Origin of the sequence: Mesorhizobium sp. Primo-A, from assembly GCF_003997175.1 — a bacterium.
Lineage (GTDB): Bacteria > Pseudomonadota > Alphaproteobacteria > Rhizobiales > Rhizobiaceae > Mesorhizobium > Mesorhizobium ciceri.
This window is the reverse complement of record NZ_RZTG01000011.1, coordinates 221,886-235,969: the sequence shown is the minus strand read 5'-3', so window position 1 is coordinate 235,969 and position 14,084 is coordinate 221,886. Positions and strand designations below refer to the sequence as shown.

Sequence of the window (14,084 nt, the reverse complement as noted above, 5' to 3'; positions counted from 1 at the left end):
CCGGTGGCACCAATTCGTGTCGGACTTATAGGTCTTGGAGAGGTCGCCCAGTCGATCCATCTGCCGGTGCTGAGCGATCAGCGCGAGCGCTGGGTGATCGCGGGCGTGTACGACGTGTCGCCCAGCCTGGTGGCGCTGTGCACCTCGCAACACCTGACGGCAAGAACCTTCGAGACGGCCGAGGCGCTAATAGCGTCACCCGACATCGACGCGGTGTTCGTGCTGTCATCCGACGACACCCACAGCCGCTTCGTGCACGCGGCGATTGCTGCCAACAAACATATCCTGCTGGAAAAGCCTGCCTGTCTGACGGTGCGCGAGATCGACGATCTGCTGGCGCTGATGCCGAGTTACGACAAGACCCTGTTCGTCGGCTATATGCGCCGCTACGCGCCGGCCTATCTGGCCGCCAGGGACGAGCTGCCGGCCTTCGCCGACATCACCCATGTCCGCATCTTCGACCTGATCTCGGAGGGCCGGCATTTCCTCAAGAAGAGCCAGAACGTCCTCTATCCCAACGACATAGACCCGGCCCTGCTGGCGCGTGGCGCCAAGGAGCGCGACGCGCTGATCCGCGAAGTCGTCGGTGCCGACGCGCCGGCCGACCTGGTGCGCGCCTATCGCGGGCTGACGGCGCTTTCCTCGCACCACATTTCAGCGATGCGCGGGCTGATCGGCGAGCCGGCGCGCGTGCTGGCCGCGCACCGCACCAATGGCGGCGCCAACACATCGGTCACCTTCGACTATGGCCATTTCGCTTGTCTCTACGACGCGGTGGTCGACGATCTCGGCCTGTTCGACGCAATGATCGAGGTGCGCTCCAACACCAGGCGCGTGCGCATCATCTACGACACGCCCTACATCCGCAGCCTGCCGACGCGGCTGGAGGTCACCGATGCCGGCCCGCTCGGCCCGGTGACGAAAGCCTTCGGCCCTCTCTACGGCGATGCTTTCTCGAATGAACTCGAGATTTTCCACCGCCACATCGCCGAAGGAACAAAGCCGCTGACCGACCTCGCCGATTCCCGCCGCGACCTGGCGCTGATGGCCGAAATCATCGAGCGTATGAAGGAGAGCGGCCAGCGTTGAGGCGCTCCCTACTGCCCTACTGCCCTACTGCCTTATTTCCCGCAGTGATGATCGTTGATCTTGTTCAATGCATTCGCGTCGGGTCCAACGCGATGGTAGGAGCACGCGCCAGCCGCCGTCGTCACCAACTGCTGATCGTAGTAGTGCGGGCCGCCGAACAGGATATCGATGAGATCGCCTTCGGCGGGAACGTAGCGTTCGGAGTGGACCCGGCGGTCGTAATGCCGGTCGCCAGCCAAGGCCGGGGCGCAAAGACTCGCGCCCGTAGCAACCGCGAGAGCTAGGATCGCAACGCATTTCGTGGTCATCGGCACACCCTTCTGGCCATTCCGGAATCGCACCATACATCCAAAACCGCCAGCCGGACAAAAGTTCCGAGAAGACCGCGATAGGCTCTTGCCGAAGCCTGCGGCCTCGCTCATCCATGGTGCGTGGAAATGTGGGATCCGTGATGACCGACGCCAGCCTTCACCTCGTCGAAGCGACGATCGACCAACTGCGCCGCGCGCTCGATCACGGCACCGTCACCAGCGTCGAACTGGTCGGGGCGTATCTCAGGCGCATCGCGCATTTCGACCGGCACGGCATCAGCCTCAATGCCGTCCCAGTGCTCAACCCTGACATGTTTGAGCAGGCGGCGGCCTCCGACCAGCGGCGCCGCAACGGCGCCGTGCTCGGACCGCTCGACGGCATCCCCTACACCGCCAAGGACAGCTACAAGGTTGCAGGCCTGACGGTGGCCGCCGGCTCGCCGGCCTTCGAGCATCTCATTGCCAATGAGGATGCCTTCACCATAGCCCGGCTGCGCGCCGGCGGTGCGGTGCTGATCGGGCTGACCAACATGCCGCCAATGGCCAATGGCGGCATGCAGCGCGGCGTCTATGGCCGCGCCGAAAGTCCGTACAATGGCGATTATCTCACCGCCGCCTTCGCATCGGGTTCGTCCAATGGCTCCGGCACGGCGACAGCGGCCAGCTTCTGCGCCTTCGGGCTTGGCGAGGAAACCTGGTCGTCCGGCCGCGCGCCGGCCACCAACAATGCGCTGGTCGCCTACACGCCGTCGCGCGGCGTCATTTCTGTGCGCGGCAACTGGCCCCTGGTGCCGACCATGGATGTCGTCGTGCCGCATACGCGCAGCGTGGCCGACATGCTCGAACTGCTCGATGTGATCGTCGCCGACGATCCCGAGGCGCGAGGCGATTTCTGGCGCGCGCAGCCTTGGGTCAAGCTGCCGAAAAGCTCCGATGTGCGGCCGCCCCGTTATACCGATCTCGCACTGGCGGGGTCGTTGAAAGGCAAGCGCCTGGGCGTGCCCAGAATGTATATCGGCCGCGACAGCGAGGCCGATGCGCCGATCGAAACCCGCGCCTCGGTGCTTGCCCTGTGGGAGCAGGCAGCGGCCGATCTCAAGCGGCTTGGCGCCGAGGTGATCGAGGTCGATTTCCCCGTCGTCTCCAACTACGAGCGCGACCGCCCCGGGGCGCGCACCATGGTCGAGCGCGGGCTGGTGCCGCAGGACTTCGCCGAGCGCGAACTCTGGGATCTCAGCATCTGGGGCTGGGACGACTTTTTGCGCGCCAATGCCGACCCGGCCGTGCCCGATCTCGTCTCCGTCGACGGCCCAAAGATCTTCCCGCAGCCGCCCGGCACGCTGCCCGACCGCTATGAGGGCGGCTTCGATCTGAGAGAATATGTGGAACGGGCGCGGTCCGGCGTCACGCCGTTCGCAGACATTCCAACGCTGGAAGACGGACTGAAGGGCCTCGAAGCAACAAGGCGGATCGATTTCGAGGTCTGGCTGGACGGCCAAGACATCGACGCCGTGGTGCTGCCCGCCGCCGCCGATGTCGGACCGGCCGATGCAGACATCGACGAGGCGTCCGCCGTCCTTGCCTGGCGCAATGGCACCTGGGTCGCCAACGGCAATCTGGTCTGGCGCCATTTTGGCATCCCGACCGTCACCGTGCCGATGGGAACCATGGCCGATATCGGCATGCCGGTCGGCCTGACCTTCGCCGGCAAGGCCTATGACGACGAAAGGCTGCTGCGCATGGCCGGCGACTACGAACAGTCGACCCGGCGCCGCACCCTGCCCCCACGCACGCCGGAACTGACTGAAGATGTATTTTCCCGCCGGCCCACGCAAACCGGTAGCGGCAAGGCACCTCCGCTCGTCATTGCGCTTGCCGCCGAGACGCGCACGACCGGCGATCAGGACGAGATCACCATCACCCTCGACCTGCCGATCGACGCCGAGGCGGAACACGCCAGCGTCAAGGTGCATGTCAACGGCGAGCCTGTCGCCATCCAGCGAAGCGGAGCGCGCTGCTGTGGACAGGCATTGGTTCCGGCCGCAGAGCACCAGCGGTTCCACAGCGTCTGGCGTGGCTCGTATGGCTCGATCGTGACGGCTATTGTGCGGCTGGAGGATGGGCGCAGCGCCGGCGCCTATCTGTTTACGGGCGGGATTGGATGAACGCCAGCAGCTAGGAAGGCAGCGAAGTCAGCCATTCTTCCCAAAATTCCTGCTGCATATGGACGAAAACCGGAACCACGTCGACGCCATCATCAAATATGTCGACCAGATCGCTCTCTTGCGGAAATTGCCCCGTCTTCACCTTGCAGGCTATCAATCCGCGACTTTTCTCCATCACGGTATTTTCCGGATAAACATTGGCGCTTGCTCCGTAACAGAAGGGTAGCAGGCCATCGACTTCGAGTGCCTGACGGATTTGGAACAGAGCCTCGAAAAAGTCTTCCTCTTCTGCCTCGATCACCTTGTCCCGATAACTGCATTTCAGATTGCAGGCAGCGCCGTTCACGTGCAGCGTGAACACGGCTTGCTCGTCGTCACCAACGGAACCTGCTCCGATCAGAAAAACAGTACGCTGATGGTCCATCTCATCCCCCTCGCCATGTGACGGGATGGTAGTACGACAACGGCCGCTTTCCAGCATGGCAGGGATTGGGACGCGGCCGCACTCCCTGCCGTCGTCATCCGCTGGCCGGGCGTCCCGCCGCAAAGGCAAGGTCCCGCCGAATGACATCCCGCTTGTCTTGCGACAGACCGGCAAGCAGCTTTTCATCGAGGCAGCCTGCTCGGATGAGATGAGTGAAGACATAAAGGAGCTGCGAATAGCGGTAGTCGAACGTCCGATCGATATCCCGCCGCTGTTCACGCAAATAGGCTTCCAGCTCCCACATCTGGGAGGGAACCGTCACCGCACTGGCCTTGCTCTTGAATTCGGCCATCGTCTTTGCGAGGGCCGCCTCAAGAGCCTTATCGAAGGCGTGGCGGGCGAGCTTCTTTTCGGAAGCGGACCAACTGGAATCGTTCATTGGATATCTCCGTAGATTTCCTGTGAATTCCATCAGATTTTCACGAACTTCGCCTGCTTCTACCCCCGCGCCGCCCAAAGCAAACCCCGCTCCACTATCAGCGCCATTTCCGGCACCGCGAACTCATCCGCCGTGTGACCAAGGGAACTGTAGAAAACCTTCCCCGCCCCATAGCGCCGTTTCCAGACGACCGGCATGACGACGCCGCCTATCCCCGGAAAATGCGCGTCGGTGAAGGTGGTGGTCGCCAGCACCTCATTGCTTGGGTCGACATGCATGTAATATTGCTCCGACCGGTAGGCGAAATCGCTGATGCCTTTTGTGATCGGATCGTCCGGCCGGGTGATCGCGACAGTGTAGTCGATGATGTTGCCGGGATGCGCCACCCATTGGCCGCCGGTCATGAACTGATAGTCAGGCTCATTGCGGAAACTGTCGCCCATCGTGCCGTGGAAACCGCCGAGCCCGCTTCCCCCGCGAACCGCAAGCGTCAGGTTCTGCAACTCGGCCTTTTCGATCGTCGACATCGTGATGACAGGCACGATGAGATCGAAGGAAGCAAGCTCCGGACCGGCGAACATCGCCGTGCCCTCACCCAGCGTGACGTCGAAGCCGTTTCGCTCAAGCAAGGTGCGAACGAGCTTCGCGCTCTGCTCCGGCGTATGGCCCTCCCAGCCGCCCCAGGCGATCAAGGCCTTCTTTGGCATTGTGTACCTCCCTGGAAAACTCGGCCCTGATCGATCCGGCGTCAGCGCCAGCCCAGCGCTGGAGCGACATGGGTCAGGATCGCCTCGATGACATGCGCGTTGTAGTCGACGCCGAGCTGGTTTGGAACGGTGAGCAACAGCGTATCCGCCTCGGCGATCGCCTCGTCCTGCGCCAATTCCTTGATCAGCACATCCGGCTCGGCCGCGTAGCTGCGCCCGAAAATCGCCTTGGTGTTCTCCTCGATGAAGCCGATCTGGTCGCGGCTCTCATTGCCGCGGCCGAAATAGGCGCGGTCGCGATCGTCGACCAGCGCGAAGATGCTGCGGCTGACCGAGACGCGCGGCTCGCGCTTGTGGCCGGCTGCCTTCCAGGCCTCGCGATAGATGCGGATCTGCTCGGCCTGCTGGATGTGGAACGGCTTGCCACTCTCGTCGAATTTGAGCGTCGAGCTCTGCAGGTTCATGCCGAGCTTGGCTGCCCATTCCGACGTGGCGTTGGTAGCCGCACCCCACCAGATCCGCTCGCGCAAACCCTCCGAATGCGGCTCGAGGCGCAAGAGGCCGGGCGGGTTGGGGAACATTGGCCGTGGATTGGGCTGGGCGAACCCCTCGCCGCGCAGCGTCTCGAGGAAGACCTCGGCGTGGTGCCTTGCCATGTCGGCGTCGCTCTGCCCTTCCGGCGGCGCGTAGCCAAAATGGCGCCAGCCATCGATCACCTGCTCGGGCGAGCCACGGCTGATGCCGAGCTGCAGGCGCCCGCCGGCGATGATGTCGGCGGCACCGGCATCCTCGGCCATGTAGAGCGGGTTCTCGTAGCGCATGTCGATGACCGCGGTGCCGATCTCGATGCGGCTGGTCCTGGCGCCGACCGCCGCCAGCAGCGGGAACGGCGACGCGAGCTGGCGGGCGAAGTGATGCACGCGAAAATACGCGCCGTCCGCGCCCAGCTGCTCGGCGGCGACAGCCAGCTCTATGGATTGCAAAAGCGCGTCCGAAGCCGAGCGCACTTGCGATTGCGACGAGGGCGTCCAGTGCCCGAACGACAGGAACCCGATTTTCTTCATAATCATGCGATATAAGGATGCGCGTCAGGCTTCAATGCAAAAGAGATTTTTTGGCGCCCGGATCAAGGCTCATGCATCGCTATTCTCGAAGGCGCCAATGCCTTGTGCGATCAGGTTGGTCGCCATCACCAGCGAGACGATTGCCCCGGAATTGAAGACGACGACCCACCATTTTCCGCCGGTCAGGAAGCCATAGCCGTCGGCGACGGCCAGTCCCCAGTCGGCCGATGGCGGCTGAATGCCGAGGCCGAGAAAGCTCAGCGTCGCGATCGAGAAGAACGCGTAGCCCAGCCTTGTGACGAGTTCGATGAGGATCGTTTCCCTGATGTTGGGCAGGATCTCCAGGAACATGATGGCGAGCGGGCCTTCACCGCCAAGCCGCGCGGCGCTGACATAGTCGCGCTGCTTCTGCTCACGCACGGCGGCGCGAACGGTGCGCGCCACCAGCGGCGCGTAGGCGATGCCGATCACCAGGATGACGGTCAGGTTCGACGGGCCGATCGCCACCAGCGTCATGGTGACGAGAACGATGAACGGAAACGCCATCAGCGTATCGAGCAGCCGCGCGCCGATGGCATCAGTGAGGCCCTCGAAATAGCCGAGCACCAGGCCGATGATGCTGCCGGCGGCAACCCCGGCCAGCGTCGCCAGCGGCGCAACCAGCAGGATGTCGCGCGAACCGACGATGATGCGGGACAGCACATCGCGGCCGAGCTGATCGGTCCCGAACCAGTGCAGCGCATCGGGCGGCGTCAGCGTCGCCAGGAAATCCTCGGCATAGGGATCGTAGGGAACGAAGAGGTTGCCTGCTATGGCGCAAGCGACCCAGAACAAAAGCAGCAGCAATCCGACCACGACCGACGGCGGCAATCCGGCGAAAGCACTGCGAATCCGGCGCACTGCCGAAAAGCCCGCCACGGCGCGCTGCAGTGCGGGAAACTCGGCCAGATCCGTCATGGCGAGGTCCGGCGGCGTTGCCGCGGATCGAGCAGCGCCAGCAAGAGGTCGCCGGCCGCCGCCGACAGCACGAAGATGGCCGCCATCACCAATACGCCTGCCTCCAGCATCGGGAAATCACGGGCCTTGGCCGCGTTCAGGACCAGATTGCCAAGTCCCTGGATGCCGAACAACGCCTCGATCACCACCAGCCCACCCAGCATGTATCCGGTCTGCGTCGCCAGCACCGCGACGGTCGGCGTCAGCGCATTGCGCAGCACGTGCCGAAAGATGATCTCGCGCCGCTCGAGCCCTTTCAGGACGGCGGTGCGCGTGTAATCGGCGGCGATCGCCTCGATCACGCCTGCTCGCGTCATCCGGGCGATATAGCCGGAAAGGTTCAGCACCAGCGGCAGCGCCGGCAGGATCAGATAATAGCCATGCGTCCAGAAGCCCGCGCCATCGGGCGCAACTCCGGAGATCGGGAACCAGTTCAGCCACAGGCCGAAAACGATGAGCAGCATCAGGCCGGAAACGAAATCAGGCACAATGCCGAAGGAGACGCCCGCCATCACGATCAGCCGGTCGATGAGGCGGCCCGCATTGAGACCGGCGATGACGCCGGCACCAACGCCGAGCGGAACGAGGAAGAGCAAAATAATCCCGGCAAGCGCCGCGGAGCGCTTGAGGCTTTCCAGCACGAAGGGCGCCACCGGCCCGCGCATCGACAGCGAGGTGCCGAAGTCACCGGTGACCGCTTTGCTGAACCAGAGCCAATACTGGACGAGAACCGGCTGGTCGGCGCCTAGCCGCTTGTTCAGTTCCGCCACCGCTTGCGCGTCGGCAAAAGGCCCGAGCATGACACGGCCCACATCGCCGGGCAGGACCTGCCCGGCGAAGAACACCAGAATGCTGACCAGCCACAGGGTGAGGACAAGTGTGCCCACACGCGCTGACAGAATGCGACCGGTCAGCATGTCGCGATCATGCCTGGACGAAGGAAACGCGGTCGAGCAGGAGATGCGAAATCGCGGTGAAGCGTACGCCCTCGACCTTGGAGCTGACGATGCGGCTGTATTGCGAGAAGTAGCTGATGATCGCCGGCGTCTCGTCGAGCAGCAAGGTCTGGATCTTGCGGGCAACAAGGCGCTGTGCCTGCAGGTCGCGCGCCTTCGAGTAGTCAAGCAGCAGCGCGTCATAGGCCGGGTTGTTGAAATGTGCCGCGTTCCAAGCTCCCGAACTCTTTAGCGTGGCGTTGAGGAAGATGTCGGGCGTGCCGCGGTGGCCATAGTCGGTGATGCCGAGCACCGAATCCAGCCATGGCGAACTGCCAAACGTCGCCGAGCCGTAATAGGCGTCCTGCGGCAGGACATTGAGCTTGACGTCGATGCCGGCCTTCTTGGCGAAGTTCTGGATGATGACCGCATAGTCGGGAATGTCATAGGCGCGTTCGGTGGTCAGCGTCACCTCGAAGCCGTTGGGCACGCCCGCCTCGCCAAGCAGCCGCTTGGCCTCGGCAATGTCCTGCTTGCGCTGCGGCACCGATGGATCGGCCGAGGGGAAGATCGGCGCGAACGGCGTGTCGTTGCCGACGATGGCGCGGCCCTTGAGCAGGCCCTTGACCACAGCCTCTCGGTCGATCGTGAGCGCCAGCGCGCGGCGGATGCGCTTGTCGGTAAACGGCGCCTGGTCGGTCCTGAGATGCACCTGGTCGTGCGAGCTCGCCTGCACGCTCAGCAGCTTGAAGTTGGGATTGCCCTCGATCGCCAGCTCCAGCCGCGTCGTGCTTGGGATCACGTCGAGCTGGCCGGCCTGCAAAGCCAGCACCTGTGCCTGCTCGTCGTCGAAGAACTTGATCTCGATCCGGTCGGGCAGCGCCTTGTCGCCCCAGTAATTCTCATTGCGCACGAAGCTGGCGCCTTGCTTGGGGCGGAAGGATTCGAGCTTGAACGGACCGGTGCCGTTGAAAGTCTTCTCGAAATCACCGGCATAGTCGGCAGGCAGGATGACGGCATTGTAGACGTCGGAGGAGACATAGAACGGGAAGTTGCTGTTCGGACCGTCGAGATCGAAGGCGACGGTTTCGTCGTCGACCAGCTTGGCGCCGCCCTTGGACAGGATGCCCTTGTAGGCGGACAACGCCGACGAGCCGCTGGCCGGATCGACCAGCCGCTCGAAGCTCGCCACAACGTCTTTGGCGGTGACCGCGCGGCCATCGTGGAATTTTACCCCTTGCCGCAATTTGAAGGTCCAGCGGCTGGCCGTCTCGTTGGCCTCCCAGGACAGAGCCAGCTTCGGCTGCAGACCATCCTTCGGATCGTCGAGGATCAGATACTCGCCGACCTGGCTGATCACCCCGATGCTGGCCGGATCGGTGACCGAAACCGGATCGATCGCCTTGGTCGGCTGGCCGAGCCCGACGCGAACCGTGCCGCCGCCGGCAGCCGCGGCGCGCGCGCCTCCCAACCCCTGCGAGGCGGCAAAGCCGGTCAGGCCGAGCAGTGCGGCATATCTGAGGAGATCGCGGCGCTTGAGAAAGCCGCCCTGATGTTCGTCGACGGCGACATTCCAGATGTCCCCCGACAGATTGCGAACTGCGTCGATATCTCTGCGTCTGGTCATTTTGAAACCCTGCTTTGAAATGAAGATTGAAAATCTATGCGACGGGCTCGCCGTCGAGATGGATGCGGTCGACGGCCTGCGGATAGAAGGCGATGAGGCCCTTGATCTTCGGCATTTCCTCAATGGGATCCCGGTAGCTCCAGGCGATATCAGGGCGCACCGAACCGTCGCTCAGCAGGCCGGACCAGTAAGAGGCGATGCCCTTGTAGGGACATCGCGTCGTGGTGACGGACGCCGTCAGCCGCTCCAGCCGGATGTCTTCCGCGGGCAGATAAAAACGCGTCGGCAGATGCGTCTCGAACAGCAGCACCGGGCGGTGGCTGTCGGCGATCGGCTCGCCGTCGAACCAGATCTGCAAATGGCTCGAGCTTTGCAGAACATCGATGCGTGCATAGGGATCGCGGGCGTGGACGAAGACTTCCTCTTCCTCCTCGAACCACTGGTCGACGGCCTTCCAGGTGAATGCAATGCGGCCGGCCAGCGGCGCCAGGTTTTCATCCGGCGGTGACACGAACGACCACGCCGCGTTGGCGCTGCGCCTGTCGCCGCTGTCGATATCCCAATAGGCGGTCTCGCCACCGACCGGATGCGGCTCGCGATGCAGCGAAGGTTTCAGCACCGATGGGTCGACCGCTGACGGCGGGAAGAAATAGATCGGCAGGAAATGGTTGGAGCGCAGCACCAGCACGTTGCGGCTGTCGGCGATGGTGCGGCCGCCGAATTTGACGCGCACACGCTTGGGGCTGTGCAGGACATTGACGAGCTGCGGCGCGGTCGCTTCGCGTGGCTGCAATCTTGGTGCGACGGTCATGATCGTTCTTCCGGTCAGGACACGGCACGCGCATTGTCGCGCTGCTCGGCGAAGCGGTTGGCGGGCCGCGCCAGGCCGAAACGGTCGCGCAGCGTTCCCGGCCCGTATTCGGTCGGGAAGACGCCGCGCCGCTGCAGCTCCGGCACCACCTGTTCGGCAAAATTCACCCAGTCTTCTGGCAGCAGCGGGAACATCAGGTTGAAGCCGTCAGCGGCACCCGAAACGAACCAGTCCTGCAACTGGTCCGCGATCTGTACCGGCGTGCCGGCAACCGTCGGCACCGAACCGCTGTTGGCGAGCTTGCGCGCGATCTCGCGCAGGCTGAGATTCTGCTTCGCCCACTGCTTGACCCGGTTGAGCGATGTGCGCCCGCCATTGAACGTGCTTTCGTCCGGCAGCGGCGGCAGCGGCCCGTCCGGCGGGAACAGCGACAGGTCCAACCCGCTCCAGCTCGACAGAAGGTCGATGCCGACCTGATCCGGCAGCAAGGTCTGCAGGTATTCTTGCTTTTCCCGGCCTTCCGCTTCGGAGGCGGCGACGATCGGCAGGATGCCGGGCAGGATCTTGAAGCTCTCCGGCCGCCTGCCGTGGCGGGCCAGCCGCTCGTTGATGTCCTGACGGTATTTGATGCCATCCTCCTTGGTGCTGTAGATGGCGAAGTGCGCATCGGCCTGGGCGGTGGCGAAGTTCTTGCCATCTTCGGACGAGCCGGCCTGGACGATTAGCGGATGGCCTTGCGGCGGCCGCGAGACGTTGAGCGGCCCACGCACCTTGAAGTGCTTGCCCTTGTGATCGATAGGATGGACCTTGTCGGGGTCGGCGAAATGGCCTGACGCCTTGTCGATCAGCAGCGCCTCGTCTTCCCAGCTGTCCCACAGCGCCTTGACGATATCGAGGAATTCGGCCGCGCGCTCATAGCGGAAAGCATGTTCGATATTGCCGTCGCGGCCGAAATTGCGCGCCTCCTCATCCATGGCCGAGGTGACGACGTTCCACGACGCCCTGCCCTTGCTGATATGGTCGAGCGAGGCGAACATGCGCGCCACATTGTACGGCTCGCTGTAGGAACTCGACGCCGTGGTGATCAGGCCGATATGCTTGGTCACGCTAGCCAGCGCCGATAGCAGCGTCAGCGGTTCGAGGCGGGCATTGGCGTAATGGGCGACGCCGCTCTTGACTGAATCCCAGATCGACACGTGGTCGGCGACGAAGATGGTGTCGATCCTGGCGCGTTCGGCCGCCTGCACGAGATCGCGGTAGAATTCGAAATCCAGTACCTCCCGCCCCGGCGCCCTCGGGTGGCGCCACGACATCCGATGATCGCCCTGCGGGTTGAAGAAGAATGCGCTGAGGATCATGTGGTCTCGAGCCATGCCGGGCCTCCTTCCAGATCTGCTCCGGAGACCGTCGCGCTGCCTCGGCAGACGGCGACAATCTCTGCTGATGCGAGAAAGGTAGATTGCGCTCCGGCTTAATTCGAGTAAATTTATAGAGATAATGAATTGCGAAAGCGGAAGCGATTGCCCTCGATGGCGGCGCTGGAAGAAAGTGGTTTCAAGTCCCCATGTCCTCCTCGGTTCTGAACGTAGACCAGCTGTCCGTGGCCTATGACGGGCGCAAGGGATCGCATCCCGCCGTCAGCGGCGTGTCACTGCACATCGGCGAAGGCGAAGCGCTCGGCCTGGTTGGCGAGTCGGGATCGGGCAAAAGCTCGGTGGCGCTCGCCATATTGCGCTATCTGCCGAAAAACGCCCGCATCGCTGCGTCGGCGCTGGAATTCCAGGGCCGCGAAATCCGCGACCTTTCCGCCGAGCAACTGCGCCGGCTCAGGGGAAATCATATCGCCGCGGTCTACCAGCATCCCGGTGCTGCCCTCAATCCAAGCATGACGATCGGCCGCCAGATCACCGAGACGGTCATGCGGCATCGCCCGGTTCGCCTCGAAGAGGCGCGCGGGCGCGCCGCCGAACTGCTGGGCCGCGTCCGGGTCAGCCATCCGGAGCGGGTGCTGGATCTCTATCCGCACGAACTCTCCGGCGGCATGCAGCAGCGCGCCAACATCGCCATTGCCATTGCGCTCGACCCATCGCTGCTGGTGCTGGATGAGCCGACGACGGCGCTCGACGCCAGCGTCCAGTCCGAGATCATCGCCATCCTCTCCGACTTACGCAAGGATCACAAAACCAGCATCCTGCTGATCAGCCACGACATCAATATGATCCGCCGCTCCTGCGACCGGGTGGCGGTGATGCAGGCGGGAACCGTGGTCGAAAGCGGCGTCGCGAGCGATGTCTTCGACAACCCCTCTCACGCCTACACCAAGGCGCTCATCGCCTCGATCCCGGCGCTCAACTACACCAAGCGGGACGGAAGACTGGCGGAGACGGACGGCGTGCCAGCGCACCCAATGGCCCAAGGCGAAGACGCCGGCCTGCCAAAAGAACGCCGCATCGCGATCGCCTGCAAAGGCATCAGTCATGCCTTCGGCAGCCAGCCAGTGCTGCACCACGTCGATCTCGACATCGGCCAGGGCGAGACCTTCGGGCTGATCGGCGAGTCCGGTTCTGGCAAGTCGACCCTGGCACGGATCGTCACCGGTCTGCAGACGCCAAGCGCCGGATCGGTCGAACTGTTCGGCAGGACGGTCGCGCCGCGCGTCGAGAAGAGAAACCTTGCCGAACGCCGCGACGTGCAGATGGTCTTCCAGTCGCCGGATCGCACGCTCAATCCGCGCCAGCGGATCGGCACGATCCTCGGCCGCCCGCTGCGCAGGCTCGCCGGCCTGCGCCGCAGCGAAGTGAGAGCCCGCGTCGGCGACCTGCTGCAATCGGTTCGCCTCGCCGGCGCCACGGCCGAGCAGAAGTCGCGTTCGCTGTCCGGCGGCCAGCGGCAGCGGGCGGCAATCGCGCGCGCCTTCGCCGGCGTGCCGAAGGTCGTCGTGCTCGATGAACCGACCTCCGCGCTCGACGTCTCCGTCCAGGCGACCGTTCTCAACCTGCTCAACGACCTGCAGCGCGACAAGGACACGACCTATCTGTTCATCAGCCACGACCTCAGGGTGGTGCGCTACATGGCCGACAGGATCGGCGTGCTCTATCGCGGACGCCTGGTCGAAACCGGCTCCTCCGACCAGATTTTTCGCGGCCCCAACCACCCCTATACGGCCCTGCTTTTGGCTGCGTCCTCCGACGAAGCTGCGCCGAGACTATCCGCTCCAATCGAGATCGAGGCAGCCGGCGTCCCGAATACGGGGTGCTCCTTCGCCGACCGCTGCCCGCTGGTCCTGCCCGACTGCCGAAAGGCGGAGCCGCCGGCCCGAGAGGTCGCGGCCGGCCACCGGATCGCCTGCTGGCGGCACCGCCAGGGTTTTTGAGCGGCTCAACAGCAGTCCGAAGGTCCGCCGCGGCGGGGTTTTTGCGGCAAGCAGATGGTCGATGTACGAACCTCTCTGACGGCTGCCGCCAAGTTCACGCGGCTATGCCGGGGTTGGGAGCTTCCTCGCATACAATTACATTC

Annotated in this window: 13 protein-coding genes; 3 read left to right on the top strand and 10 right to left on the bottom strand. The window is 63.9% G+C overall.

All coding sequences use genetic code 11. The features are described 5' to 3' along the window. Positions 1-3 precede the first annotated feature (3 nt). The gene (locus tag EOC83_RS21535; protein ID WP_063170299.1) at positions 4-1,089 is read left to right on the top strand and encodes a Gfo/Idh/MocA family oxidoreductase; all 1,086 of its coding nucleotides are present in this window, start codon (positions 4-6) and stop codon (positions 1,087-1,089) included. Positions 1,090-1,121: 32 nt separating this feature from the next. Here EOC83_RS21535 and EOC83_RS21530 read toward each other — a convergent pair whose 3' ends face one another. After that, positions 1,122-1,397 carry a hypothetical protein gene (locus EOC83_RS21530; protein ID WP_024503933.1) on the bottom strand — a complete coding sequence of 92 codons (276 nt, stop codon included), beginning with the start codon at positions 1,395-1,397 and terminating at the stop codon, positions 1,122-1,124. A 143-nt stretch (positions 1,398-1,540) separates the two neighbouring features. Here EOC83_RS21530 and EOC83_RS21525 point away from each other — a divergent pair, with 143 nt between their 5' ends. After that, complete coding sequence (locus tag EOC83_RS21525; RefSeq protein WP_063168680.1) at positions 1,541-3,565, top strand: amidase; 2,025 nt, start codon at positions 1,541-1,543, stop codon at positions 3,563-3,565. Positions 3,566-3,575: 10 nt separating this feature from the next. Here EOC83_RS21525 and EOC83_RS21520 read toward each other — a convergent pair whose 3' ends face one another. The 9 genes from EOC83_RS21520 to EOC83_RS21480 form a co-directional block, all read right to left on the bottom strand. Continuing rightward, the gene (locus EOC83_RS21520) at positions 3,576-3,989 is read right to left on the bottom strand and encodes a hypothetical protein (RefSeq protein ID WP_063168681.1); all 414 of its coding nucleotides are present in this window, start codon (positions 3,987-3,989) and stop codon (positions 3,576-3,578) included. Positions 3,990-4,083: 94 nt separating this feature from the next. Next, the gene (locus EOC83_RS21515; protein ID WP_013530500.1) at positions 4,084-4,428 is read right to left on the bottom strand and encodes a hypothetical protein; all 345 of its coding nucleotides are present in this window, start codon (positions 4,426-4,428) and stop codon (positions 4,084-4,086) included. Between the two features lie 59 nt (positions 4,429-4,487). Further along, positions 4,488-5,135: a ThuA domain-containing protein gene (locus tag EOC83_RS21510; protein WP_063168682.1), complete on the bottom strand. Its 648-nt coding sequence runs from the start codon at positions 5,133-5,135 to the stop codon at positions 4,488-4,490. Between the two features lie 41 nt (positions 5,136-5,176). Next, a complete protein-coding gene (locus EOC83_RS21505; RefSeq protein WP_063168683.1) occupies positions 5,177-6,199 on the bottom strand; it encodes an LLM class flavin-dependent oxidoreductase in 1,023 nt (340 codons plus the stop codon). Between the two features lie 69 nt (positions 6,200-6,268). Next, complete coding sequence (locus EOC83_RS21500; protein ID WP_013530497.1) at positions 6,269-7,156, bottom strand: ABC transporter permease; 888 nt, start codon at positions 7,154-7,156, stop codon at positions 6,269-6,271. Beyond that, positions 7,153-8,112 (bottom strand): ABC transporter permease, encoded by a 960-nt coding sequence (locus tag EOC83_RS21495; protein ID WP_013530496.1) that lies wholly within the window; start codon positions 8,110-8,112, stop codon positions 7,153-7,155. Before EOC83_RS21495 ends, EOC83_RS21500 begins: the two co-directional genes overlap by 4 nt. Positions 8,113-8,119: 7 nt before the next feature. Further along, a complete protein-coding gene (locus tag EOC83_RS21490; protein ID WP_024503938.1) occupies positions 8,120-9,757 on the bottom strand; it encodes an ABC transporter substrate-binding protein in 1,638 nt (545 codons plus the stop codon). Positions 9,758-9,791: 34 nt separating this feature from the next. Next, the gene (locus tag EOC83_RS21485) at positions 9,792-10,568 is read right to left on the bottom strand and encodes a DUF427 domain-containing protein (protein ID WP_024503939.1); all 777 of its coding nucleotides are present in this window, start codon (positions 10,566-10,568) and stop codon (positions 9,792-9,794) included. Positions 10,569-10,582: 14 nt separating this feature from the next. After that, a complete protein-coding gene (locus tag EOC83_RS21480) occupies positions 10,583-11,941 on the bottom strand; it encodes an LLM class flavin-dependent oxidoreductase (RefSeq protein ID WP_024503940.1) in 1,359 nt (452 codons plus the stop codon). Positions 11,942-12,132: 191 nt separating this feature from the next. Here EOC83_RS21480 and EOC83_RS21475 point away from each other — a divergent pair, with 191 nt between their 5' ends. Continuing rightward, on the top strand, positions 12,133-13,941 hold the full coding sequence (locus tag EOC83_RS21475) for an ABC transporter ATP-binding protein (RefSeq protein ID WP_063168684.1): 1,809 nt from the start codon (positions 12,133-12,135) through the stop codon (positions 13,939-13,941). The last annotated feature ends 143 nt before the right edge of the window (positions 13,942-14,084 follow it).